We start from the raw sequence: 26112 nt of genomic DNA on the forward strand, positions 1-26112 counted from the left end.
AAATTTTATTAATTCAAATTACGCTTTTCAATAAAAAAGCGTTTCATTAGTGCTGAAGCTTCCTCAGCTAAAATGCCTCCAACCACTTCCGTCTTAGGATGCAATTGCGTGCCCATGGTCCTAAAACCTCTTTGTTCGTCTGAAGCTCCATAAACTATTTTAGAAATCTGACTCCAATACAAAGCTCCTGCACACATTTGGCAAGGTTCTAAAGTAACGTACAGTGTACACTTGTTTAAATATTTTCCACCTAAAAAATTAGCAGCAGAAGTAATGGCTTGCATTTCGGCATGTGCGGTTACATCGTTTAGTAATTCGGTGAGGTTATGCGTTCGCGCAATGATTCTATCCTCTACTACAACTACTGCTCCAACCGGAATTTCACCTTTTTCAAAAGCCACCTCAGCTTCCTGCAGAGCGCGTTTCATAAAGTAAGTATCGTCAAATGGGTTTATCATAGTGGTAAAAATACAATTTCAAAATTATTATAAATCATTGCGGCAAGAAATTTGATGTCTAAAAGTAAAGCTACTCCTTATGAAAACTAACTACGCTATATCTATTCCAAAACCGTGCCACGAAGATTGGTCTAAAATGACTCCAAATGACAAAGGTCGGTTTTGCCAATCGTGTTCAAAATCAGTAATCGATTTTACACAAATGCCACAAAAATCCATTGAGGCTTATTTAGCTACGCATAACCAATCAAAAATATGCGGTCGGTTTAAGGTCTCGCAACTAGAGCAGATTCGCATTGAAATCCCACAGCAGGTTATTCAACAACAAACAAATTTTCATAAATTATTTCTTCTAGCCTTATTGATTACCATGGGAACGTCGCTATTAAATTGTTCTGATCAAAATGGAAATACTAAAAAGATTGATGCTGTGGAAGTTATTTCTAAGCTTGAAGCTAAAGCAATACAAACTCCAAAGGTTACAACCTCTAAAATTATCATTGATTCTTCTAAAACGATAAGCATTCCTAAACCAAAAACTCCGACAACGGTTAATCAACCGCCAATTCCTCAAATTATGGGAGATGTTGTTGAAGTGATTGATGTTGTTGGACTTATTGAACCTCCAGAACCCAATGAGGATATCGTTTTTGGACGTATAACAGAAGACGTTGCAGAATTTAAACATACGCCTGACTCTTTATCTAAATTAGAAAAAAGAGAATACCTCTCTAAAAACATTTCAAAAATCATTACCAATAATTTTAATATCGAAATTGCTAAAAATCTTGGTTTAAAAGGCAAACAAAGAATCTTCACTCAATTTAAAATAGATAAAAATGGAGATGTAAAAGATGTCAAAGTAAGAAAATCACTCCATCCGGAATTAGAAAATGAAGCCATCAGAGTGCTTAATCTCCTGCCAAAATTTAAACCGGCAAAACAACGCAATAAAAATGTAGCCGCTATTTACGCTATACCGATAGTCTTTTTAATTGAAGACTAATAAAATCTCGTATTTTTACGACGTGAAAAATGAGTTTTTAAAACATATCAATCTACCAAAAGATTTACGCCATCTCCAACCCGAAGACTTACCTCAACTTGCCCAAGAGTTGCGACACTTTATTATTAATATCGTCGCTACCAAAGAAGGGCATTTAGGAGCTAGTTTGGGAGTGGTAGAATTAACTATTGCTTTGCATTATGTATTTAACACTCCAGAAGATCAACTTATTTGGGATGTTGGTCACCAAGCGTATGGACACAAAATTCTTACAGGTAGAAAAGCTGTTTTTGATACCAATAGACAACTCGGAGGTATTAGTGGTTTCCCAAAACGAAGTGAAAGCGCGTATGATGCTTTTGGTGTTGGACATTCATCTACCTCAATTTCCGCTGCATTAGGAATGGCAATTGCCTCACAATTAAAAGGTGAAGACAAACACCATATTGCCGTGATTGGTGATGCTTCTATTGCTAGCGGCATGGCTTTTGAAGGTTTAAATCATGCTGGAGTAACCGATGCTAATTTACTCGTCATCTTAAACGATAATGCTATTGGAATAGATCCAAGTGTTGGTGCCTTAAAACAATATTTAACCAATGTCAAAAAAGGCACTGAAAAACAAGATAATATTTTTGAAGCCTTAAACTTTAATTATTCAGGTCCTATTGATGGTCATAATTTAACTGTATTACTTTCAGAATTAAAACGACTTAAAACCGTAAAAGGCCCTAAGTTCTTACATATTATCACTACCAAAGGAAAAGGTTTAAAACAAGCAGAACTAGACCAAGTAAAATATCATGCTCCAGGAAAATTTGACGCCAAAACGGGTGATCTTCCTGTAAAATCTGAATTGAAGCTACCACCGAAATATCAAGATGTTTTTGGTGAAACCATTGTTGAATTAGCACTTCAAAACGATAAAATTGTAGGTATTACTCCGGCGATGCCAACGGGAAGTTCCTTAAAATATATGATGGAAACGATTCCAGATCGTGCTTTTGATGTTGGTATTGCAGAACAACATGCGGTAACGTTGGCTGCAGGTATGGCGACACAAGGCCTTATCCCGTTTTGTAATATTTACTCTACGTTTTTACAACGTGCATACGACCAAATTATACATGATGTCGCTTTACAAAATCTACCCGTGATTTTTTGTTTGGATCGTGCTGGATTAGTTGGTGAAGATGGTGCTACACACCATGGTGTTTTTGATTTGGCTTATCTCAACTGCATTCCTAATTTGGTCATTTTTGCACCACGAGATGCCATAGCACTTAGAAACATAATGTACACCGTTCAATTAGGTATTGATTTCCCTATTGCGATTCGTTACCCAAGAGGTCGTGGTCATGTGTTAGATTGGAAACTTCCCTTTGAAATCATCGACATAGGAAAAGGAGTATGTCTAAAAGAAGGCCACCAAATTGCGATTCTCTCCGTTGGCACTATTGCTAAAACCATTGAAGAGGTTATTTTAACATTAGAACCTCAAGCGGCTATTGGTCACTTTGATATGAAATTTATAAAACCTCTAGATGAAACTTTATTGCATTCTGTATTTAAAAATTATGACGCTATAATTACCATTGAAAATGGCACCATCGTAGGGGGTTTCGGGAGTGCTATTCTAGCATTTGCGAACAGACATCGTTACAACCAAACCATTGTAACTTTAGGTATTGAAGATCAGTTTATTGAGCATGGCACTACAGACCAATTAATGCATTTACAGAAATTGGATGCCGCTTCAATTAAAAAAGAAATTGAAGATTTATTGTTCGTTCTCAACAACGGCTAGGTCTGTTTTAGTTTCAACCTTCTCAGTCTTCATTGTTTCATAAGATGTTTGCTCTAAACTTTTGCTTGAAATATCGTCTAACATCAATAAACAAGTCACTACAACTAAGAAAATGACAAGCCCTCCAAGTATATTATTTTTCATAAGTAGGTATCTTAATGGGTTGATAATGAAGTAAATTAAAATAAAAAACCGCTGAAAAACAAATTTATTCGATGAAATGCATTTTTATAATATTTGCCCTTGAAGTTTTTTGTGCAATAACATCGCATTTGTATCCGATAACTTTGATATATAAAGACATACAGCCAACAAGTTGTTGTATAACGATTCATTATTAAGTTTTACAGTCTCAGGTAAAATACTTAGCAACAATGTATCATAATTAGACATGTTATCCTCAAAATAATGATGCGCCATTTCCCCAAACGACTCCAATAATTGATTCAAAATTTTATAGCCAGCAATTTCTTTGTTTATGACGTCTTTAGAACGGTAAACATTTTTGATACTAATATTAATAATATCCTTAATCTGTGCTTTATACTGGCTCACATCTAACAAGGCCGTTTCAAATTTACCCGCTAGAATGTCTTCTTCATGTTTCATAAATAAAGACGCAGCTTCGTCTATTAACCGTCCGATTGCCAAGGCTCGTAAATAGCTTACACGGTCTTCAGTTGTTTTTAGAGCATGGTAATTCTCGGTTTTTATACTACCTCTCACCAAATTAATTAAATATTCTAAGGCGTATTCTTCATCAATTAATCCTAAATTAATGCCATCTTCAAAATCAATAATTGTGTAGCAGATATCATCAGCAGCTTCAACCAAAAAAGCTAAAGGATGCCTTTGGTAACTTAACGAATGATCACTCCGTTTGGTTAAACCTAATTCAGTAGCGATGGTTTCAAACATTAATTTTTCACTTTGAAAGAACCCGTACTTCTTATCTACGATATGATTCGTTGGCTTTTTAGGTAATGATTCTTTCGGGTATTTCGTAAATGCTCCTAGAGTCGCATAACTTAATCTTAAACCACCTTCTCTACCCTCTCGACTTTCTGTTAATATTTTAAACCCGTTGGCATTACCTTCAAAATCACATAAATCTTGATATTCTTTGTCTGTTAAGTGCTTTTTAAATTTAGCACCATTGCCATCTTTAAAATAAGAACCAATGGCTTTTTCACCTGAATGACCAAAAGGTGGATTACCTATATCATGCGCTAAAGCCGCTGCTGCGACAATGGCACCAAAATCATTCATCTTATAACCATGAACATTTTCTAATTGAGGATGTTTTTTTAATAACAACTGTCCAACTCTACGACCTAAAGAACGACCAACAACACTCACTTCTAAACTATGCGTTAAACGTGTGTGTACAAAATCAGTTTTAGATAACGGCACCACTTGGGTTTTATCTTGAAGGCCTCTAAATTCTGAGGAGAATATAATACGGTCATAATCAACCTCAAATCCCAAACGGGTTTCATCTTGTTCTTTTCTTAATCTTTTATTGGTGTCTCCAAAGCGCTTTAAGGAGAGTAGTTGTTCCCAGTTCATAGTTTAATTCTTAGAAGATGCAAGATATATAAATTGCTATACAATTGATTACATAAAGCTTATATAGATGGTAGAAATTTCAATGTTATGTAATTGTCTCCTAAATATAAAATCGCTTAATACTAAGCTAACAATCACCTAACCTTTTAGTCACGAATCTTTAATTTTCAAATAACCTATAAGATAGCTAATCAGAGTTTCTTTGCAGCATAACATTTAATGAACAAAAACGAAATGAAAACAATTAAAAACTTATTTTTCTTACTTACATTTTCACTCTTAGCATTCAACTGTAGTAGTGATGATGATAGCACTGGAGGTGGTGACGACGGCGATGATGTATCACCAACTGTTAGTTTTTCTGATGATGCAGATGATTGGTCATCTGAAGTGGCACAAGGTGCACAAACAACAGGTGCTGATTTATCTGTATTTGGATGGACGTACACAGCTAGCCAAATAGCAGCTGCCATTGATGGTTTATCTTACGACAACCCAACTTGGACTGTTGACAGCCCACAAGCAGACGAAACGCATTCTGGTTTTATTACAGCTGATGAAACTTGGACTAATGACAGATTTCACATCTTAAGTGGTAAAGTTTATGTTCAAGAAGGTGTAACATTAACTATTGAGCCAGGAACAATTATTAAAGGTGCTGAATCTACAGGATCTAACGCATCTGCTTTAATTGTTGCTCAAGGGGGTATGATTAACGCAAACGGAACAGCTAGTGCGCCAATTATCTTTACTGCAGAAAGTGATAATATCGCTTTAGGAACTAACGCAGGATCAAACCTTTCTATCGATGATAGAGCTTTATGGGGTGGAGTTTTAGTTTTAGGTAAAGCACAAGGTTCTTTTTCTGGTGATGCAGAATCTATACAAATAGAAGGTTTACCTGCAACTGAGCCAGGTTCTTACGGTGGTACAAATGACGCTGATGACTCTGGTGTATTAAACTACATCTCTATCAGACATGGTGGTGCTGTAATTGGATCAGATAACGAAATTAACGGTTTAACACTTGGTGGTGTTGGTAACGGTACTACAATTTCTAACATTGAAGTTGTTGCTAACTTAGATGATGGTATCGAATGGTTTGCAGGTGCTGTTAACGTATCTAACCCAATCGTTTGGGGTTGTGCTGATGATTTATTAGATATAGATGAAGCTTTCTCTGGTACTATTAGTAATGCCCTTACAATTTCTACAAACGTAACAGATCACGCTATGGAAATTGATGGTCCTGCTGGTACTTTCCAAGCCGGATTTACAATCAACGGTTTAACAATGATTGGTGATACTTCTGCTACAATTGATGGTGTAAGTGGAAACAGAGAGTATTCTGATTTAAGAGATGGTGCTTTAGCTACAATCAACAACGTATATGCATACGGATTCAGAGCTGGTTCTGATGTTGAATTAGATGACGCTACGTCTGCTGAAAATTATGCTGCTGATAACATCAGTTTTTCTAACTGGCAAGTTGTTTACCCTTCTGGAGATGACAACTCAGTAATGTGGAATGATACAACAGTTGAATAATCCACTAAGAAATATAATTTTATTTGAATACACAACAGGTATACTATTAAAATAATTTCAAACTCATCTCTGTCAAAGAGATGAGTTTTTTCTATACTTTAAAATATTAAGATGAAACATTTATTTACGTTATTAGTTTTTAGTCTATTTTCTTTAGTTGGATTCTCTCAAACAGGTGTAGTAACCGGAAAGATCTATGACGCAGAATTTAATGACCTTCTACCCTTCGCCAATATTGTGGTAAAAAACACTACTATTGGTACCACTTCTGATTTCGACGGAAATTATGAATTAGAGCTCGATCCGGGAACCTATGTTATCGTATATTCTTTTGTGGGCTACCAACCAAAAGAAATAACCGATGTTGTTGTGGAAGAGAACGCAGAAGTTACCATAAACGTCACCTTAAACCCATCTTCAGAAAGTTTAGATGAGGTTGTGATTTCTACATCAATCCGAAGAAATTCGGAAGAAGCCGTGTTAAACTTACAACGTAAATCTGTTAATCTTTTTGATGGGTTATCAATAGAAAGCATGAAAAAAGCAGGCGCTTCTAACGTTGCTAGTGCTGTAAAGTCCGTACCTGGAGTGTCATTGCAGGATGGAAAATTTGTATACGTCAGAGGTTTAGGAGATCGTTACACAAAATCAATTCTAAACGGTATGGATATTCCTGGTTTAGATCCTGATAGAAATACGGTACAATTAGATATTTTCCCATCTAATCTTATTGAAAATATTATAGTATATAAAACTTTAACTGCCGATTTACCTGCTGATTTTACAGGTGGTGTTGTAGATATTGTTACCAAAGATTTTTCTAGTCGTGAAGAATACAATTTAAGTGTAGGTGTTGGTTATAATCCAAGCATGCATTTTAATTCAGATTTTATTACACAAAGTAAAAGTGGTACTGATTTCTTAGGTTTTGACAATGGTTTACGTGACGATCCTATTGCTTTAGGAGCATCAATTCCTGCCTTAGCTGATAACAACTCAAGATTAACAGAATTGACAAGACGTTTTGAACCTGAAATGGCTGCACAGACTGGTACAAGTTTTATGAACTACAACTTTGGATTCAGTACCTCTAACCAAATTGATATTGGAGACCATAAATTAGGATACATTGCTGCTATTAGTTACAACGCAGAAACTACCTTATATGATGATTATACCCAAAACTTTTTATTTAAGCCACAAAGTTTAAGTGAGACAGAATTGGTACCAAATAGATTACAGAAAGGTTTTTTATCTGAAGAAAATGTACTTATCAGTGGTTTAGCAGGATTAACTTACAAACGTGATTTTTCTAAGTACAAGGTTGTGTTTACGAAAGTACAGAATGGAACTGCTAAGACGGGTAAATTTGAACAAGAAAGTTTCATTACCAATGCGGCTCTTTTCTACAGTGACAACTTAGAATACACTGAGAAAACGGTAAACAACTTATTATTATCAGGTACACATGCTTTTAACGCAGAAAGCTCAAATGAGCTCGATTGGAGTGTTTCTGGAACCAATGTTAAAGTTAATGATAAAGATGTACGTTCTACGTTATTTGAATATGATGATGGCCAGTATATTATTAGACCAAGTATTGGAGAACCAAGAAGAATATGGAGAAGCTTAGAAGAAAACAACCTATCATCTAAACTGAACTTTACTAAGAAACATCAATTATTTAATAAAGATGCTAAATTCAAAGCCGGTTTAGCTCAAGTTTACAAGGAACGTGATTTTGATATCAACCAATATAGCTTAAGAATTGATGGTACACCAGCCGCAGCTTTTAGTGGTAACCCAGATAATTTATTAATTCCTGAGAATATCTGGACTACCGATAATTCAGGTGGGACATACGTTGTAAGTAATTTTGAACCTGCTAACACATTTAACGCTTATGCAACAACTTACGCTGCTTATGTTTCAGAAGAATTTAAAATTACAGATAAGTTAAAAAGTGTTTTAGGTTTAAGATTCGAAAAATATGATAGTTACTATACAGGTAGTAACACTATTGGAGATATAAACTATGACGATGAACGTATTATTGACGAAGCGGATTTATTCCCATCTTTAAACTTAATCTATAGCTTAAACGATAATACGAATTTAAGATTATCTTATGCCAAATCTACAGCTAGACCATCTTTTAAAGAAGCTTCTGTAGCTCAAATTTTTGATCCTATTTCAAATATTACATTCAATGGTAATATTGACCTAAAAACAACGTATGTAGATAATTTTGATTTACGTTATGAAATTTTTAGTGAAGATGCTGGTCTACTTGCATTAAGTGGATTCTACAAGTCATTTGATAACCCTATTGAGTTAACTATTTTTGGATTGGAAGCCATTAATGATGTTATCCCTAGAAACATTGGAGATGCGAAAGTGTACGGAATAGAATTAGAATTTAGAAGAAATCTTGGATTCATCTACGAAAACCTTAATAGCTTATCATTTAACACTAACATTTCTGTTATTGAGTCTGAGCAAACTATGAACGAAGCTGAATATGAAGGTAGACTTTCTGCAGCGCGTGATGGAGAAGAAATTGATGATAAAAGACAGCTTCAAGGTCAGTCGCCTTATTTAATTAATGCAGGATTAAGCTACTCAAAAAACGGTATTCAGTCTGGTATTTATTATAATGTACAAGGAGAAACCCTTCAGATTGTTGGTATTGGTCAGGTATCAGACGTATATACAGATCCTTTCCATAGTTTAAACTTTAACTTTTCAAAATCATTTGGAGAAAAGGAAAACAGAACGATCACTTTGAAGGTTGACAACATTTTGAATGATGAAATAAGATCTAACTATCAATCTTATAATGCCGAAGATCAAATTTTCAGCAATTATAGCCCAGGAGTAGAATTCTCTTTAAGCTATGCAGTAAAATTCTAATTTAGATCAAAACGAATCTGAGTAAAAAACAAAAGTTCATTAAAATAAAAAACCGTCTCATAAATTTATGAGACGGTTTTTTTAATTTTATTTATAATCGTTAATCTAAAGACACTAATGTTCTATCATTAGACCATTCCACAACACTTACAATAGTATTGTCTCTATAATCTACTTCTTTGAGCGAATCACCTTCCCAAAAGAACCATTTTCCAACTTTTTTACCAGCATCGTATGTCGCAACCGCTAATTTATTTCCTTCTACATCAAAACTCGTCCATTTACCTTGCAATTTACCATTAGCATCAAAAGCACCTGTTTGTTGTATTTCACCATTATCGTGAAAATAGGTAGCGATTAACAAATCACCTTTCTTTTCTAATTGTGGCTTATTATTTTGAGCATATGTAAAACCTACACTCAACATTACTAATATTATGACTATCTTTTTCATATCTATTTGGGTATATAATTAATATTTACATTACGAATATAACATTAATTTTACATTTAAACAATATTTACGTAACATTAAGTTAACATTAGAGCGATATTAAATTAAAAATCAGCCACTTAACACAATAAGCGCAATTTACATTATTAAAATATGAGGTTCAACTCGTTTTAACCTCAGAAGTTTAACATTCTACACGTCATAATACCCACAAAGCCAAAACATCAGTTTTAATACGCTAACCGTTTTGACGTCCGCATTTTTTATGAATATCAAATAATTATTTTACCGTCTATTGCCATGGTTTTCAGAAGGCCCTATAACGCCAATGACACTAACTATATATTGCATTTACAAGGTCTAATAATAACATTTAGATAACATTCTCTTGGAAATAAAAAAGGTACTTTGCATTCAATTTTATTAATACTTTTTAATGGAAAATCTTTATGTCTATATGCTAGCTGCATTGGCTTTTTTAGCTGTAGCAGACTTAGTAGTTGGTGTAAGTAATGACGCTGTTAACTTTTTAAATTCCGCCATAGGATCTAAAGCTGTATCATTTAAAACCATAATGATAGTTGCGAGTATTGGTGTAGCCGTTGGAGCCTTAACTTCTAGTGGAATGATGGAAGTCGCTCGAAAAGGCATCTTTAATCCTGGTGAATTTATGTTTGATGAAATTATGGTCATTTTCATGGCTGTAATGTTGACTGATATTCTACTTCTCGATTTCTTCAATACACTCGGCATGCCCACATCAACAACAGTTTCTATTGTTTTTGAATTATTAGGCGCCTCTGTTGCCGTAGCTTTAATTAAGATTTATGCAGACAGCTCACAATCAATTACCGACTTGTCAATTTATATCAATAATTCTAAAGCCATTGAAATAATATTGGGCATACTTCTATCTGTCGTTGTTGCCTTTTCTATTGGAGCTATTATTCAGTATGCTTCCCGATTACTATTATCATTTAAATTTCAAGAAAAACCATCTTGGTATGGTGCGCTTTTTAGTGGTGTTGCCAATACCTCTATTCTGTATTTTATTCTAATAAAAGGGGTGAAAAACGCAAGCTTCATGAGTGCTGATCTTACCACTTTAATAGCTTCAAATCCGATTGCTTTAATTGGCATTAGCTTTGTAATATTAACGTTACTATCTTATGCCGTAATACACTTTTTTAAAACTAATATTTATACGGTTATTATCGTAATTGGAACGTTTGCCCTTGCTGTAGCCTTTGCAGGTAATGATTTGGTAAACTTCATTGGAGTGCCTATCGCAGCATACAACTCGTATGAGGCATGGTCAGGAAGCGGTTCTTTACCTACAGAATATGTTATGACTGCATTGAGCGAACCTGTGCAGACACAACCTATACTTCTTTTAATTGCTGGACTTATAATGGTATTAACACTTTGGTTTTCGAGTAAAGCTAAAGCCGTTGTAAAAACCTCAGTAGATTTATCCAGACAAGATGATATAAAAGAACGCTTTGAGCCTAATTTTCTATCTAGAAGTATCGTAAGAGGAACCATTGTTTTATCTGACAGCTTAAATACTGTTCTTCCTAAATCCTTTATAAATTGGTCGGATAAACAATTTATAAAACCAAAAATTGTAGCAAAATCACATGATATGCCTGCGTTTGATTTGGTTAGAGCAGCTGTAAATTTAATGGTAGCCAGTGTCTTAATCTCTATTGCCACATCAATGAAGTTACCACTATCTACAACTTACGTCACCTTTATGGTAGCTATGGGTACCTCTTTAGCCGATAGAGCTTGGGGAAGTGAAAGTGCTGTCTACAGAGTTGCTGGTGTACTTAACGTTATCGGTGGATGGTTTTTCACAGCGTTTAGTGCTTTTGTTGCTGCAGCTATTATGGCCTACATCTTATACCATGGACAAGGTTATGCCTTAGTTGGTTTATTGGTTTTAGCAGTGCTTTTATTATTAAGAAGCTTTTTAGCTCATCGTAAGAGCACAAAACTAATGAAAGAAGAAGACCAGCTAGAAAAAGCTGAAAGTAGCTCAACACAAGGAGTTATTCATGAGAGTGCTTCTAACATTGCTAGTGTAATTAAACGTGGTAATAAGATCTACACTTCAGCTATTAATGGTTTGGCCGTACAGGATTTAAAAAAATTAAAGAGGAATAAAAAACAAATAGATAAACTGTCTAGTGAAATTGATGACTTAAGGGATAACATTTTCTATTTCATTAAAAACTTAGAAGAGCCTAGCCTTTCAGCAAGTAACTTTTACATTAATATATTAGGCTATTTACAAGATATGGCCCAATCTTTAGAATACATTTCTAAAGTCAGCCATAAGCATGTTAATAATAATCATAAGAAATTAAAGTTTAGCCAGATTAAAGAGCTTAAAGACTTAGATACACGTATGGAAACCTTGTTTTCTACAACACAAGTCGCTTTTGAATCGCGTTCATTTGAACAAATCGGAGCGGTATTAACAGAAAAAACAGGAGTGTATACCTTGGTGCGAGATAAAATTCAAAAGCAAGTAGAACGTACACGAAATGAAGAATCAAGTCCGAAAAACACAACGTTATATTTTAGTTTACTTTTAGAAACAAAAGACTTATTAACGGCTATGATGAATTTATTAGAAGAGTATTACAATTCACATGATAGCTCTGTAGAACCTGCAACCATACATACAGAATCTACAACTACAGAAACAGAAGAAGAATAGTCAATCACTATTTATATAGATATTAAAAAGCTTCAAATCTTTATAGACTTGAAGCTTTTTTATGTGACCCCCTTAAGAAACATACGCAACAACAACCCATTCAATATTTTACGTTACCATTTAAAATCTACAAGTTTAACATGAGACCATTAAATTGCTATAAATGTTAAATAATTTGAACTTTCAACATCCAAAGCGCACCTTTTATCGTATATATAACTTTAAAACTATAATAACCAAAAATCATAATATGAAGAAAATTTCAATCCTTTTAGTAACTGCTGTAATATTAAGTTCTTGTGTGTCTAAGAAAAAATACTTAGAATTAGAACAACAACATGGTGAAACCGTAAGTGAACTTACTAAAACCAGAGTAGAAAAAGAAGATTTAGAAAACAAGTTCTCTGCCATTGAAGCACGCGTTAATCAATACAATGCTAAAATTCAATCTTTAAACGAAGATGTTGAAGGCTTAACAATTGATAACAAAGCAAAATTTCAAGTATCTGAAGATGGTACAGTAGCTTCTGGCGCGAGTAAAGAAAAAATGCGTGAAACGCTTAAAAACGTAAGTGCAGAAAAATTAGCCGGAGCTAAAACGTTAAAAGATTCTATGAACTTAGCGGTTCAGTACAATTTAAGTAAAGCTATGGATACTAGTGATCTTAATGAAGATGCAGATATCGCTGTAGATATTAACGAAACTGTAGTCATGATTTCTATCGCTGATGATATGCTTTTTAACACAGCAAGTTATAGAGTTGGAAACAAAGCAGATAAAATATTACAAAAATTAGCAGATGTGATCAACTCTGAACCAAGCTTAGATGTTATGGTTGAAGGTCATACCGATTCTAGAAGTATTAACACCGACAAAATTGCTGACAACTGGGATTTAAGTGTATTACGCGCCACTTCTGTAGTACGTAAATTACAAAAACAGTTTAATGTAGCACCAGAACAATTAATTGCATCTGGACGTAGCAGCTACCAACCTTTGGTAGAAAACGACAATAACGCTAACAGAGCTAAAAATCGTAGAACGCGCATTATTTTAATGCCAAACATTGATAAGTTCTTTGCTATGATGGAAGCAGAATAAATCCATTAACCTATTTATGGGTCAATTTAAAAAAGCATCCTCCCGAACAATTCGGCATTGGATGCTTTTTTTGATGGTTATGTTGTATTTTGTAGAAAAATTAGTTTTATGAAATTATATGTCGCATTCGTAGTCTTTTTGATATCCATCGCTGGTTTTAGTCAAGATATAACTTCAAAAGCGTTATTAAAAAATGCCATAGATTACCACGATCCCAATGGTAATTGGACAAGCTTTAATGATACCTTCACTGTTGTAATGACCACTCCAAGTGCTCCAAAACGCACGAGCGTTATTTCTATTAATTTGCCTGACGACTATTTTAATGTCAGCGCCACAAAAGATAGCACAACTACCACGTATACTTTAGATAAAGGTAAGTGTCAAATGAGCTACAATGGTAAAGCTTTAGATAGTATTTCGGCTAAAGCAAAGAAGATGACTTGCGACAGAGCCACTCTTTATAAAAACTATTACTCTTATTTATATGGCTTGCCCATGAAACTAAAGGATCCTGGCACTAACCTTAACGACAAGGTTGAAAAGAAAACATTTAAAGGCAAAACGTATTTAGTTTTAAAAGTCACTTATGATGAAACTGTAGGTAGTGATGTTTGGTATTTTTATTTTAATCCGAAGACATACGCTATGGAAATCTACCAGTTCTTTAAAACAGATGACCATGGCATAGAAAAACCAGAAACAGGTGAATATATAGTGCTCACTGAAGAAGCCGTTGTAAATGGCATTAAAATGCCTAAAGCTAGAGCTTGGTATTATAATAAAGATGATACGTATTTGGGGACTGATACTTTAGTTGAAGATTAATAATCGTTACCAATTTGTCCAATTTTTTCTAATGCGAGCAAGGCATTTTTTCTTGCATAAAATTTATCCTCTTTAACTACACAAGTATTTGATAAAGAATCATGCCAACCTTTACCAATTGTACCTAAAAAGGAAAAAGCATCAAATGGTATACACCTACTTAAGCTTCTTTGAAGTATTTGTTTCGAGGTAGGCTCACTACCATCAATAGAAACCACGATTGTTTTAGTAAAAAGCTTCCCAAATGTTTTAAAAGTGTATTTCTCCATTACAAAGTAATAAAGAACTATAAATAAATAAGTTATAATTAGATCTTCAATTTCAGAGATCCCGTTCCAGTAGTCATAAAAAACATAAATACCCGTAAACTCTCCTAAATAATAAAACAAATAAGTTAAGATATAGAAAAATAAATATTGGGGAATTGCATCAACAATATAATGAACAAAACGCTGACTTTTGCTAGCTAATAAATCATCGGTAATTTCAAATATGTTTTCTTGCATGGCTGATGAATGATTTAAACTATTCAAACATAAAAAAAGCACCTCAGAACTGAGATGCTTTTTGATATTTAATTTGATAAGATTCCTGCCTTCGCAGGAATTTGTCTAATTACCCTTCACAACTAGCACATTCTTTCTTTTGCTTAAACTTCTGTGCCGCATTCATACTGTGTTGGTAGTACAATGATTTTACCCCTAATTGCCAAGCTGTAACATAAATCTTATTAATGTCTTTTACTGGCATATCTGGATGCACCATAATGTTTAAAGATTGTGCCTGATCTATGTGGTTTTGTCTATTCGCTGCTTGATAAATGATGGTCATTTGATCAATTTCAGAATAAGTTTTAAACACATCCTTTTCATGGTCAGTCAATCCTTCTAAATGTTGAACAGAACCATCATAATCACGGATACTTCTCCAGATCTCATTCGTATTCATGCCTTTTTCTTCTAAAAGTGCTACTAAATACGGATTCTTAATGGTTGTTTTGATTTTCGCGATATCCTTAACATAGCTATTAGACCAAATTGGCTCAATACCTTGTGATACTTGTCCTAATATAAAAGCAGATGACGTTGTTGGTGCCACAGCATTTAACGTGGTATTACGTCTTCCGTAGCCTTTTAATACTTCTGGCTCACCAAATAACTTCGCTAACTCTTCAGAAGCCTTAACCGACTTGTCTTTTATAGTTTTAAAGATTTCACTATTTAAATCAAAAGCTTCTTTACTATCAAAAGCGACCATTTTAGATTGTAATAACGAATGCCATCCTAAAGCTCCTAAACCTAAAGCTCTGTTTTCTTTTGCGAAATTATAGGCTTTCTCCATAAACATGAAGGTTTGTCTATTATCTCTGTCTTCAGAATCTCTATACACTTCTAATTTAGTGATGAATTCTTCTAAAACAGCATCTAAGAAATACACCATAGTTTCAACAGCATCGGTATCTTTCCACTTGTCATAGTGTAATAAGTTTATAGATGATAATACACATACAAACGACCATTTATCATTTGTTGGTAACATAATTTCTGAACACAAGTTACTTGCGTAGATTTCATGCTTTTTATCGCGATAGACATCTGGTGCCGTATTGTTGGCATTATCTCTAAAGAAAATATAAGGATATCCTATTTCTCCTCTACGTTGTAAAACTTTTGCCCAAATGGCTCTTTTATCGGCATCACCATCAATCATTTCTTGCATCCAATCATTACCAACAGTAACACCATGGGTTAATTCTTGAATTGGATTTCCTTCAGTTCCTATTTCTAAAAACTCATGAATATCTTTGTGATCTATTGGTAAGTACGGAGAAAAACGACCTCTTCTCACTGAACCTTGACTCACCACATCAACCATTTTTTCAAACAACTGCATAATATGTACAGCTCCCGAAGATTCTCCATTGTTTTTTACAGGTGCACCTCTATGACGAAGTTTACCAAAATAACCAGAAGTACCACCTCCTAATTTAGACATCATTCCTACTTCAGATTGTGTATACAAGATATCTCCCATATCATCAGAAATATGTGATCCAAAACAACTAATTGGTAAGCCACGTCTTTTTCCAAAGTTAGACCATACTGGAGATGCTAATGAGTAATAGCCTTCTGCCATATATCCATAAAACTTATCGGCAAATCCATCGATGCCTAATATTTTTTCTGCATTATTAGCAATTTCTCTAATACGTTCTTCAGGTGTTGTATCTCCGGTAAGGTAACCAGAGGCTAAAAATTGACGACTATGCTCTGTTAACCATTTTATTTCTGGTTCTGATTTAGCTTCTTTAATAGCTTCTTTTCTAGCTTTAATTAATTCATCGTGGCTAGATGTTTTTACTGTTTCGTGGTTCACTTTGTTTTTGATGTCTTGGTTCATAGGGTCGTTAATGGATTAAAATAGGTCGTCGCCGGTTACACTTTTTTGTCTTTTTGCATAGTTAATGGAACGTTTCACAAAGAAATCTCCATGCTTAGTTCCAATAATTTCGTCATCAAACCAATCGGTTTGTTCTAATAATTTTTCATCAACATCAAATACTTTTTCGATGCCAATACTTTCTAATGAGTTGTTGAATCTGTTTTTTATGAATTCGTTAATCACATTTTTAGGCAAGAAATCTAATTCTCCTGCTTCAAAAATCCAATCCACCAATTTACTTTCAGAATCAAAAGCCTCTTTACATAAGTCTCTAACTAAAGAACTGTGTTCTTCATCAAACCATGTTGGGTTTTCTTTTTTGATAATTTTAATAATGTCAATTCCGAAGTCACCGTGAATTTGTTCTTCTTTAGACGTTGCTTCCACCACATTAGAAACACCTTTAAGCATGTTCTTATGTTTGTTGAAAGCCATTATTATTAAAAACTGAGAAAATAAAGAGACATGTTCTATAAAAAGAGAAAACAATAAAATTGATTCTGCATATTCTTTATTATCCTCACTTTTTGCATTTTTTAAAGCGGTTTCTAAATAATGAACACGTCTCATTATTACCGGCTTTTTCTTTAGGTTTTTAAATTCGTTATTAAGTCCTAAAATTTCTAATAAATGTGAATACGCATCGTGATGACGCACTTCACTTTCTGCAAATGTTGCTCCTACAGATCCGATTTCTGGCTTCGGCATTTTATGGTAAATATCTCCCCAAAATGATTTTACAGCAACTTCAATCTGCGAAATCGCAAGCATAGTATTTTTAATCGCATTTTGCTCTACAACGGTCAATCTTGTTTTAAAATCTTGAATATCACTTGTAAAGTTAAATTCCGAATGAATCCAGTACGAATGTCTAATGGCATCTACATACTCATTAAGATCTGGATATTCATAAGGTTTTAAGTTAATACGCTTTTCAAAAATATTTGTTTTTCTAAGTCTAGCTTGTTCGTCTCTATATAATATGTAGGCTTTTGCAACACCATGAAACGAACTTTCCATTAATTTCTCTTCAACAAGATCTTGTACTTCTTCTACGGTAGGTAAATAATTATGATCTATCGCCTTTCTCTCTAATAATGTTTGTAACACTTTTACAGAAATTGTATTAGCATCTTCTTTAGAGCCATTTCCAACAGAAAGCATTGCTTTTTCAATAGCGTTAGAAATTTTATTTAAAACAAACGGACTTGTTTCGTAATCTCTTTTAATAATCTGAGTAATCTCCATGTTTTTTTTTTTAATTTAATAACCATAAAGTCATTAGAATGGTGTGATATCATTCTAATAATATGGGTGAATCCGTTAAACGTTTTTATATTTTTTCCTCTATAGAAATAAAGGGGCGAATTTGATAAAAAAATGATTTTTCAACTTTTTTTTAATCCCAAAAAAATCAAAAAATCTATTTTATTTTGCTCCCAACAAAGATTGACAATTGTCATTAAAAATAAAAGGCAATTTTATAAACATTGTCAACAAGTTCTTAACAAATTAGTGTAATCCTGAAGAAAAGCAGAAATGTTAAAATATAACACAATAGACTGTAATATAACGCTTTAAACCAAATAAGACCTAACTAAAAATGTAAGTTTAATCGTGTTAAAATTAGGGTTAGCAAGCGCGTTTATTGATGGTTGAAGCATTAAGCCATGTTAAAAATAGGCAACAAAAAAGAGCGCTTACACAACGCTCTTTTTTCCCTAATAACTAACTAAAACTAATAATAAGAAATTTAAAAATTTACTTATTATAATTAACACAGTAATGAAATTTTAGAATTATTACAATTCTAATTCCTACTAATTAATAGCTTAAAACCAAAAAAAGCAAACCCCTAATTTGCCGTAACTTTTTTGGTTAGTTTCATTGCGCAAATATCATTTTAATTCTCGACTTAAACTTAGTGTAATGTATCAATGGTAAAAAATAGTGTATAAATGGTTATGCCCTTTTTTAGCATTCTACACACAAAACTATGCATTGCACACATATTTACATTCTAGATACTCAATATATTATTATATTTAGATTTAATAATTTATAACTATGTTGAAAGCAGTAATTGTAGATGATGAACCAAAAGCTATCCAGAGTTTAATTTGGGAAATCAGCAATTTTAGTGATGAAATTGAAGTCATGGCTTCTTTTACTAATCCAGATAAAGCCTTAAAGTTTTTAAATACTAACACACCAGATTGTTTGTTTTTAGATGTACAAATGCCAACCATTGGGGGTTTTCAGTTTTTAGAGCAACTCAATGCCATTAACTTTGCTGTTGTAATTACCACAGCTTACGATGAATATGCTATAAAAGCTTTAAAACATGAAGCAACGGACTACTTATTAAAACCAATAGACTCAGACGATTTAAAAGATTGTATTTCAAAAATTAAAAAACATAGTGAACGCACAATTAACTCTTTTAAGTTAGAGCGTATGCTCGATAATTTTAATACACAATTTGATAAAAAGAAAATCACTATTAATACCGATGGTAAATTACTCTTTTTAGATATTGACGATATTATATATATAGCGTCTGATGGTAATTACAGCACACTATATTTACAAAATCAAAAAAAAATTGTCATCACTAAAAAACTAAAAGAAGTTGATGCAATTTTGCCAGAGCACTATTTTTTTAGGATTCATAACTCTTACATTATAAACCTCAATAAGATAAAAGCGTTTATAAAAAATGAAGGCTATGTTATTATGGATAGTGATCATAAAATCCCTGTGGCAAGACAGCGAAAATCAGATTTTTTAGAAAAGCTATAGTTTATGACACATTTTTTTTCGCATAAGCTGATAAGCCTTTGCATCTTAATATTCCTATTTAGTTCTTATGGCTCTGCTCAATCAGAGAATTTTGAAAATGCCCTTAATTATGTTCAAGAAAATAAGCCTTCACAGCACACTATCATAGATTCTCTTCTAAAACCATTTGATCGCGATAGTGCAAAAATGACACGCTTATTAGATCTATCTAAAGAAGCTTCTTGGTATGAGGGAGCTAGTTATGCACTTAACGCTTTAGGTGTTATACAAAGAGACATCTCTAATTACGACGAATCTTTAAGGCTTCATCAGGAAGCTGAAATCTATGCAAATGAAGCAAAAAGTGACGAGTTGAAGATTATAAGTTTGAACATGATAGGTGTCGTTTACCGACGCATGGACATTGTTAAGCTAGCACTGGACTATCATACAGAAGCCTTAAAGATTGCCTATTCTGTTATTACCCCATCCAAATCCATATCTCAAAGTATTGCCATATCTCAAAATAGTATTGGGAATATTTATTTGGCCTTAAAACAATATGATCTCGCCTTAAGTCAATTTAACAAGTCGCTTGCACTTGAAAAAGAAGCAGACAACAAATTAGGATTAGCGATTAACTATCATAACATTGGTTATGCAGAAGAAGCTAAGGGATTATTAAATAAGGCCCTAACGAACTATCAGCTTTCACTAGATTATAATAATATTATTGATTCTGAAATTGGTCGTGTGATTTGTTTTAACAGCATAGGTCGTGTTTATCTAAAACAAAGTAACTATACAGATGCCAAACCAATTATTTTAGAAGCCTTAGAAAAGGCATTAAAGTTAGACGACCAATATTATATAACAGCTTCATACCTCAACCTTGGACAACTAGAAAAAGAAACCAATCAACTTGACATTGCTGAAAAACACCTAAAAAAAGCCCTAAACATTGCTAATTCCTATAATTTAAAATCATCTATTGCTGAATCCAGTAAATTATTATCTGAAATTAACCAAAAGAATGGAAATTTTGAAAACGCCTTAAAGTATTACCAAGATGCTGTTGAAATAGAAAACACCTTTCTAACGGAACAAAACCTGCAGTATGTTAATGATATTGCGATGGAATATGAAAATGAAAATAAAAACAATCAAATAAAAGCTTTAGCCATAGAGAATGAAGCCGTACGATTACGATTAGAGCGGAATAAACAAATCTTATTATACACATCATTACTCCTTGGCGCTATTGGCATTGCCCTTTTTATTATACATAGAACAAAAGCTTTAAAACGCGACAAGCACATCTTAACATTGGAACAAGATATGTTACGAAGCCAAATGAATCCGCATTTTATTTTTAATTCGCTGAATTCCATTAAACTTTACATTATTAATAATGATAAAACCAATGCGGTTTATTATCTCAATAAGTTTTCGAAATTAATTCGAAAGATTTTAATGGCTTCAAAAGAAAAAGAAACATCCCTCCATGATGAGCTTGAAACTATGAAATTATATATGAATATTGAAAATATTCGATTTTCAAATGAAATAGATTTTAACATCAATGTAGATCCATCTATCAACACCGAAATCATCAAACTTCCATCTTTAGTCCTTCAACCCTTTTTAGAAAATTCGTTATGGCACGGTTTATCTTCAAAATCGAATAATAAAAAAATAGACTTAAAGGTTACTAAGAAATCATCAAAATTTATAACTGTAGAAATTACCGACAACGGCATTGGTCGATTAGCATCGAAAGAAATTAATGATAAAAAACGGTTAGAACGAAACTCAGTTGGAATCGATATCACCAAAGCACGATTAGCTAATTTCTCAGAAGCTTTCGAAGATTCTTACACCTTAGAAATTGTAGATTTATACGACGACAAAACCCCTTCCGGAACGAAAATAATTTTACAAATTCCTATAAAACTGAAAAATCAAATAATGGCTTAACAAAAACTAATCTCGTTTTGATTAACCTTTGTTTTGGGATCCTACATTATCGATTATAAGTCTCTGCAACCTTTTCCAATTCAGCGTACCAATCTTCACCAAACTTTCTAATCAATGCTTCTTTTACAAACTTATAAATTGGCACTTGTAATTCTTTGCCTAAAGCACAGGCATCATCACAAATTTCCCACTTATCATAATTAACCCCAGAGAATTCCGTGTATTCTTTAACTCGTATTGGGTATAAATGACAAGAGACCGGTTTCTTCCAAGAAATTTCTCCTTGGTTATACGCTTCTTCTATAGCGCAAAGTGCTGTTTTTTTCTCATCAAAAATGACATAAGCACAATCTGCACCATTGATTAATGGTGTTTCAAAATCCCCAAAATCTGTAGTTATTGAAGTCCCTTGCGCATCAATAGCTGCAATACCTTCTTTTCTAAGAAATGGTTTAACTTTAGGATAAATATCTTCTAGTATTTTAACCTCCTCTTTATCTAAAGGAGCACCTGCATCTCCATCAATACAGCATGCACCTTTACACGCTGAAAGATTACAAACAAAATCCTTTTCAATAATGTCTTCTGAGACTATAGTTTTTCCGAGTTGAAACATGCGACAAAAATACTTAAACTTAACTGCAATTATGTATTGAAAATCTGTAATAATATCGCACCTTTGCAAAAAATTTCAAAACCCCAACACAAAACAACTATTAAATCTTTAACAATCAATTCATTACTATTATTTTTTAAATTTACAATAGTTTTAAAACACGAAAAAAATGCAACTTAATTTTAAAGAAATATTTACAGCTTTCATGATTCTTTTTGCGGTAATTGATATCATTGGAAACATTCCAATTGTCATAGATTTGCGTAAAAAAGTTGGTCATATACAAAGTGGAAAGGCTTCTATAATAGCTGGTGTTATTATGGTCATTTTTCTGTTTGTAGGAAAAAGCCTATTAAGTCTTATTGGTATTGACGTTAATTCATTTGCTGTTGCTGGTGCATTTGTCATCTTCTTTATTGCCTTAGAAATGGTTTTGGGCATCACGCTTTATAAAGATGATGAACACAGTGCAGTCACAGCCTCAGTTTTCCCATTGGCATTTCCGCTTATGGCAGGACCAGGAACATTAACTACCTTATTATCCTTACGTGCAGAATTTGCCATTGAAAACATAATCGTAGCTGTAATCAGTAATGTCGTCGTTATTTATATTGTACTTAAAACATCATCAAAAATTGAGCGTCTTATCGGAGCCAACGGAATTAACATAATAAGAAAAATATTTGGTGTAATTTTGTTAGCCATAGCCGTAAAGCTATTTGCTCATAACATTAAAGCATTATTGATGTAAAATTTTAAATATGAAGGTACTCACACTTATTCTATCGATTATTGCAATAGCACTCATTATTTTTAATGCAACAAAGCTAAATTTTAATGCCCTCCTAGAAGGGGAAAGTCAAACAGCCTTAATTACAATTGCAGCGGCTCTTTGTGCATTAGTCCTGTTGCAAATCCTTAGAATTTCTAAGAAGATTGAAAAGCTTTCTAAAAAAAATAGAGCCTAATCCAGCTAACTCAAAATAGTGGTAATTAGGCTCATTACGCTTAAAATAGCTTTACTTAATTTAAACTGTAAGTCACTTCAAAAGTCCCCTCAGTAAAACTATAAGTTGTACCTCCTGTGAGTATTGGATCTCCAACAAAGTTAAAAGTACCAGATACTTTTTGAGTCTCTGTATTATGAGCTGTAATTGTAATGCTACCGCTACTCGACAGAGCACTATCACCATTACTAGCATCGTAGCTAGCCACAAACTGTGTGTCTGCAACGGCAAACGTATCTCCCGCTTCTGCACTAATAGGAAAATTAATAACCACATTATCACCATTAGACTCACTACCACTTATTGTAATAGTAGAGCCTATTACTGTAATTAATCCGTTAACAAACTGCGGATTATAATCTGTTCCATTGATTTTCACAGAAAACAAATTATTATTAGAAGGTTCCGAAGGAGAATCGTCATCTCCACCGCATGATGTTGCTAAGAACGCAAATGCCATAAATAAAATTGTTTGTAATACTTTCATTTTTAAAATAGGTTTTAAATTAATAGTTCTTCCATTTATGACATGTAATTAAAAAGGTAAACATCATAAAGCACAATTATTTAAAAATATTTTCATTACAATTGTTTTTTCTAACTTTGAGTTTACTTTTTAGTCTCTAACGCATTAATGAATAAAGAACCTACACTAGAAGATCTTTTAAAGGATAAGGATAATGCCTTTGAACTTCTTTATAAAAACTATAAAGGTGATTTTGTAGCTTTTGGTAGAAAGTTCTCATTAAAGGACAATGAAATCGTAGATATTTACCAAGACAGTTTTTTAAGTCTTTATGAAAATTTATTGAATGGAAAAATAACAGCATTTACAAGTAGTATAAAAACCTACTTATTTAGTATTGGCAAGTTTAAGATTTATGAGCACCTCAGAGCACATTCTAAATTAAATATTATTGATGCACCCATTAATGAAGAAATTACTCTTGAGGATTTAACTTTAGAAAATGAAGTATTATCTGAGCGAGAACAGCTCGTAAAAGCAAATTTTAAAAAACTAGGCAAACAATGCCAGCGCATTTTAGAACTTTTTTATTTTAAAGGGAATACCTTAAAAGACATAAAAGAGATTGAGAACTATGATAAAACAGATGTTGTAAAAAGCCTAAAATCGAGATGTTTAAAAAAACTAAAACATCTCGTAAATGCATAGTATGAAAAACGAAGAATTAATAGCACTTTATTTTGATGGTAAACTCAATGCCAATCAAAAAACCTTGTTTGATAAATTAATGTCAACAGATGCTGAATTCAGAGCACAGGTTGAATTTGAAAAACAAACAAAAACAGCTATTATTTCAATAAAAAAAGATGATCTAAAACGAAAGCTTCAACAACTAGAAGCTCCCAAAAAACGTTTTAATTATTATGCAATAGCCATTGCAGCCTCATTAATTATAGCCCTAGGCATCTTTAGCCTACTTCAACCAAGAGAGAATTTTTCAAATGAACAATTATTTGCAGAATATTTTCAACCTTATGCTAATGTCATAACTCCTACATCTCGTGGCAATGAAAACACAGATACAAAAACAGAGGCTTTTGTTTATTACGATGCGCATAATTATAAAGTAGCAGCAGAGAAGTTTCATACCTTATTTAATACAACGAACACCTCTTATTATCTATTTTATGAGGCTATATGTGAATTGCAATTAGGCAACACACAAAATGCTATTAATTTATTTGAACAACATAAAGGCTACGAGGATAAATTAGCAACTCATCGCAATTGGTATTTGGCTTTAGCGTATTTAAAAAGCGACAATATCAAAGACGCTAAAGTTTTACTACAGGCTATTACAACCAAAAAGTCCTATAAATACAAGGCTGCAGATGCCATTCTTAAAAAAATAAAATAAACAGGTTTACCTTTTTATAAAGTTGACATTAATAGGAAAACAAATTCTATTATGGAACAATTTATTTTAAAGAAAACTATTTTATACCTTTCAATTATTCTAGTAGCTTTTAATTGTAGTAGCGATGATGACGGTAAATTAGAAGAATCTGAATCCAACGTTAAGCTAAAAAAATTCACTAGCACTATCAGTGGTTTTATTAATACTTCAGAAACAAGTGAAATATATTATTTAAACAATGGAAAGCCTCAAGCCATATTAGATCCTTATGGTAATGTACTCTCTGTTATTTATGAAGGTGACAAACTTTTCAAGTTTGCAAATAACACCTACACTTTTGATACCGAGAATCGTTTAAAAACGATAACCAATTTAGATTATGGTATTTGCACACTTCATTACAATAGTCAAAATCTATTAATAAGGCAAGAGATTGTTGCACCTAACTCAATAGGTAGCACAGAAGAATTACATATTACTAGAGACTTATTGTATGATGATAATAATCAAATTACTGAAATATTAGAGACTGAAACTAATAATTATAGAATAGACAAATATGTATTAGAATACAACAATGATGAACAGTTAACCAATTATGAAATTTTTATTTCTGAACAAAGTAACACACCTTTAGAATTAATTGAAGAAGTAGAAATCACCTATGATTCTTCAAGAAATCCCTTAGTACCAATTTATAACAATCTGGATTTAAATAATTCTATTTCCATGATTACTCTAAAAGAACTAGCACCATCGTTTTTGTCTAATACTGCTTTTGGTCACTACGATGGCTTTAAAATCAATTACGTACCTCAAAACAATATTTTAAGTACCATTGTTTCTTCGCCGTTTAACGAAACGTTGAGTGAAAATTATTCTTACAATTTAATAGATGATTACCCTAGCTCTTCAGAAGTCAATATATCTGGCGGTTTTTTTTCTTATTCAGCTGAGATCCTTTGGGAATATACTACAGATTGAAGCCAACTC

Annotated in this window: 23 protein-coding genes; 14 read left to right on the forward strand and 9 right to left on the reverse strand. The window is 33.0% G+C overall.

The window, feature by feature from the left end:
* Window positions 1–8: 8 nt before the first annotated feature.
* On the reverse strand, window positions 9–458 hold the full coding sequence (locus KO515_RS06740; protein WP_215935618.1) for a nucleoside deaminase: 450 nt from the start codon (window positions 456–458) through the stop codon (window positions 9–11).
* 79 nt (window positions 459–537) lie between these two features.
* On the opposite strand from KO515_RS06740, the gene KO515_RS06745 reads away from it, so the two are divergent.
* Both KO515_RS06745 and KO515_RS06750 read left to right on the forward strand, forming a co-directional pair.
* Window positions 538–1464 (forward strand): energy transducer TonB, encoded by a 927-nt coding sequence (locus KO515_RS06745; protein ID WP_215935619.1) that lies wholly within the window; start codon window positions 538–540, stop codon window positions 1462–1464.
* 22 nt (window positions 1465–1486) lie between these two features.
* Window positions 1487–3271 (forward strand): 1-deoxy-D-xylulose-5-phosphate synthase, encoded by a 1785-nt coding sequence (locus tag KO515_RS06750; RefSeq protein WP_215935713.1) that lies wholly within the window; start codon window positions 1487–1489, stop codon window positions 3269–3271.
* Here KO515_RS06750 and KO515_RS06755 read toward each other — a convergent pair.
* Together KO515_RS06755 and KO515_RS06760 are read right to left on the reverse strand one after the other, a co-directional pair.
* Window positions 3245–3415: a hypothetical protein gene (locus tag KO515_RS06755; protein WP_215935620.1), complete on the reverse strand. Its 171-nt coding sequence runs from the start codon at window positions 3413–3415 to the stop codon at window positions 3245–3247. The genes KO515_RS06750 and KO515_RS06755 overlap by 27 nt on opposite strands.
* A gap of 84 nt (window positions 3416–3499) precedes the next feature.
* Window positions 3500–4840, reverse strand: coding sequence for a deoxyguanosinetriphosphate triphosphohydrolase (locus tag KO515_RS06760; protein ID WP_215935621.1), 1341 nt, complete (start codon window positions 4838–4840; stop codon window positions 3500–3502).
* Window positions 4841–5074: 234 nt separating this feature from the next.
* Here KO515_RS06760 and KO515_RS06765 point away from each other — a divergent pair, with 234 nt between their 5' ends.
* Together KO515_RS06765 and KO515_RS06770 are read left to right on the forward strand one after the other, a co-directional pair.
* Window positions 5075–6388 (forward strand): hypothetical protein, encoded by a 1314-nt coding sequence (locus KO515_RS06765; RefSeq protein WP_215935622.1) that lies wholly within the window; start codon window positions 5075–5077, stop codon window positions 6386–6388.
* A gap of 111 nt (window positions 6389–6499) precedes the next feature.
* Window positions 6500–9301: a TonB-dependent receptor gene (locus tag KO515_RS06770; protein ID WP_215935623.1), complete on the forward strand. Its 2802-nt coding sequence runs from the start codon at window positions 6500–6502 to the stop codon at window positions 9299–9301.
* A gap of 100 nt (window positions 9302–9401) precedes the next feature.
* Here the strand turns inward: KO515_RS06770 and KO515_RS06775 are convergent, their stop codons facing one another.
* Complete coding sequence (locus KO515_RS06775; protein ID WP_215935624.1) at window positions 9402–9755, reverse strand: toxin-antitoxin system YwqK family antitoxin; 354 nt, start codon at window positions 9753–9755, stop codon at window positions 9402–9404.
* A 436-nt stretch (window positions 9756–10191) separates the two neighbouring features.
* On the opposite strand from KO515_RS06775, the gene KO515_RS06780 reads away from it, so the two are divergent.
* The 3 genes from KO515_RS06780 (at window position 10192) to KO515_RS06790 (ending at window position 14413) form a co-directional block, all read left to right on the forward strand.
* On the forward strand, window positions 10192–12483 hold the full coding sequence (locus KO515_RS06780; protein WP_215935625.1) for an inorganic phosphate transporter: 2292 nt from the start codon (window positions 10192–10194) through the stop codon (window positions 12481–12483).
* Between the two features lie 250 nt (window positions 12484–12733).
* Window positions 12734–13585, forward strand: a complete 852-nt coding sequence (locus tag KO515_RS06785) for an OmpA/MotB family protein (RefSeq protein ID WP_215935626.1) — start codon at window positions 12734–12736, stop codon at window positions 13583–13585.
* Between the two features lie 108 nt (window positions 13586–13693).
* Complete coding sequence (locus KO515_RS06790; protein ID WP_215935627.1) at window positions 13694–14413, forward strand: DUF6503 family protein; 720 nt, start codon at window positions 13694–13696, stop codon at window positions 14411–14413.
* On the opposite strand, the gene KO515_RS06795 is transcribed toward KO515_RS06790, so the two are convergent.
* From KO515_RS06795 to KO515_RS06805, 3 genes are all read right to left on the reverse strand, one after another.
* Entirely contained in the window at window positions 14410–14919 is a 510-nt protein-coding gene (locus KO515_RS06795; RefSeq protein ID WP_215935628.1) for an RDD family protein, read from the reverse strand. The two genes, KO515_RS06790 and KO515_RS06795, sit on opposite strands and share 4 nt — an antisense overlap.
* Before the next feature lie 109 nt (window positions 14920–15028).
* Window positions 15029–16813 (reverse strand): ribonucleoside-diphosphate reductase subunit alpha, encoded by a 1785-nt coding sequence (locus KO515_RS06800; RefSeq protein WP_215935629.1) that lies wholly within the window; start codon window positions 16811–16813, stop codon window positions 15029–15031.
* 15 nt (window positions 16814–16828) lie between these two features.
* On the reverse strand, window positions 16829–18103 hold the full coding sequence (locus KO515_RS06805) for a ribonucleotide-diphosphate reductase subunit beta (RefSeq protein WP_215935630.1): 1275 nt from the start codon (window positions 18101–18103) through the stop codon (window positions 16829–16831).
* Window positions 18104–18922: 819 nt separating this feature from the next.
* Between KO515_RS06805 and KO515_RS06810 the strand changes: the two genes are divergently transcribed.
* Window positions 18923–19657: a LytR/AlgR family response regulator transcription factor gene (locus KO515_RS06810; RefSeq protein WP_215935631.1), complete on the forward strand. Its 735-nt coding sequence runs from the start codon at window positions 18923–18925 to the stop codon at window positions 19655–19657.
* 3 nt (window positions 19658–19660) lie between these two features.
* Window positions 19661–21613 (forward strand): tetratricopeptide repeat protein, encoded by a 1953-nt coding sequence (locus KO515_RS06815; protein ID WP_215935632.1) that lies wholly within the window; start codon window positions 19661–19663, stop codon window positions 21611–21613.
* Between the two features lie 46 nt (window positions 21614–21659).
* Here KO515_RS06815 and KO515_RS06820 read toward each other — a convergent pair whose 3' ends face one another.
* A complete protein-coding gene (locus KO515_RS06820) occupies window positions 21660–22229 on the reverse strand; it encodes a DUF3109 family protein (protein ID WP_215935633.1) in 570 nt (189 codons plus the stop codon).
* A gap of 169 nt (window positions 22230–22398) precedes the next feature.
* Here KO515_RS06820 and KO515_RS06825 point away from each other — a divergent pair, with 169 nt between their 5' ends.
* Window positions 22399–22980 carry a MarC family protein gene (locus KO515_RS06825; RefSeq protein WP_215935634.1) on the forward strand — a complete coding sequence of 194 codons (582 nt, stop codon included), beginning with the start codon at window positions 22399–22401 and terminating at the stop codon, window positions 22978–22980.
* 10 nt (window positions 22981–22990) lie between these two features.
* Window positions 22991–23197 (forward strand): hypothetical protein, encoded by a 207-nt coding sequence (locus KO515_RS06830; RefSeq protein ID WP_215935635.1) that lies wholly within the window; start codon window positions 22991–22993, stop codon window positions 23195–23197.
* 55 nt (window positions 23198–23252) lie between these two features.
* Here KO515_RS06830 and KO515_RS06835 read toward each other — a convergent pair whose 3' ends face one another.
* Window positions 23253–23723: a DUF6252 family protein gene (locus KO515_RS06835; protein WP_215935636.1), complete on the reverse strand. Its 471-nt coding sequence runs from the start codon at window positions 23721–23723 to the stop codon at window positions 23253–23255.
* Between the two features lie 147 nt (window positions 23724–23870).
* Here KO515_RS06835 and KO515_RS06840 point away from each other — a divergent pair, with 147 nt between their 5' ends.
* Genes KO515_RS06840 through KO515_RS06850 form a run of 3 tightly spaced genes read left to right on the forward strand, consistent with a single transcriptional unit; the run spans window position 23871 to window position 26103 of the window.
* Window positions 23871–24410 carry an RNA polymerase sigma factor gene (locus tag KO515_RS06840; RefSeq protein WP_215935637.1) on the forward strand — a complete coding sequence of 180 codons (540 nt, stop codon included), beginning with the start codon at window positions 23871–23873 and terminating at the stop codon, window positions 24408–24410.
* Complete coding sequence (locus KO515_RS06845; protein ID WP_215935638.1) at window positions 24403–25119, forward strand: hypothetical protein; 717 nt, start codon at window positions 24403–24405, stop codon at window positions 25117–25119. Before KO515_RS06840 ends, KO515_RS06845 begins: the two co-directional genes overlap by 8 nt.
* Window positions 25120–25170: 51 nt before the next feature.
* Entirely contained in the window at window positions 25171–26103 is a 933-nt protein-coding gene (locus KO515_RS06850; RefSeq protein WP_215935639.1) for a hypothetical protein, read from the forward strand.
* Window positions 26104–26112 lie beyond the last annotated feature (9 nt).

The sequence above is a fragment of the Winogradskyella psychrotolerans genome, from assembly GCF_018860545.1.
GTDB lineage: Bacteria > Bacteroidota > Bacteroidia > Flavobacteriales > Flavobacteriaceae > Winogradskyella > Winogradskyella psychrotolerans_A.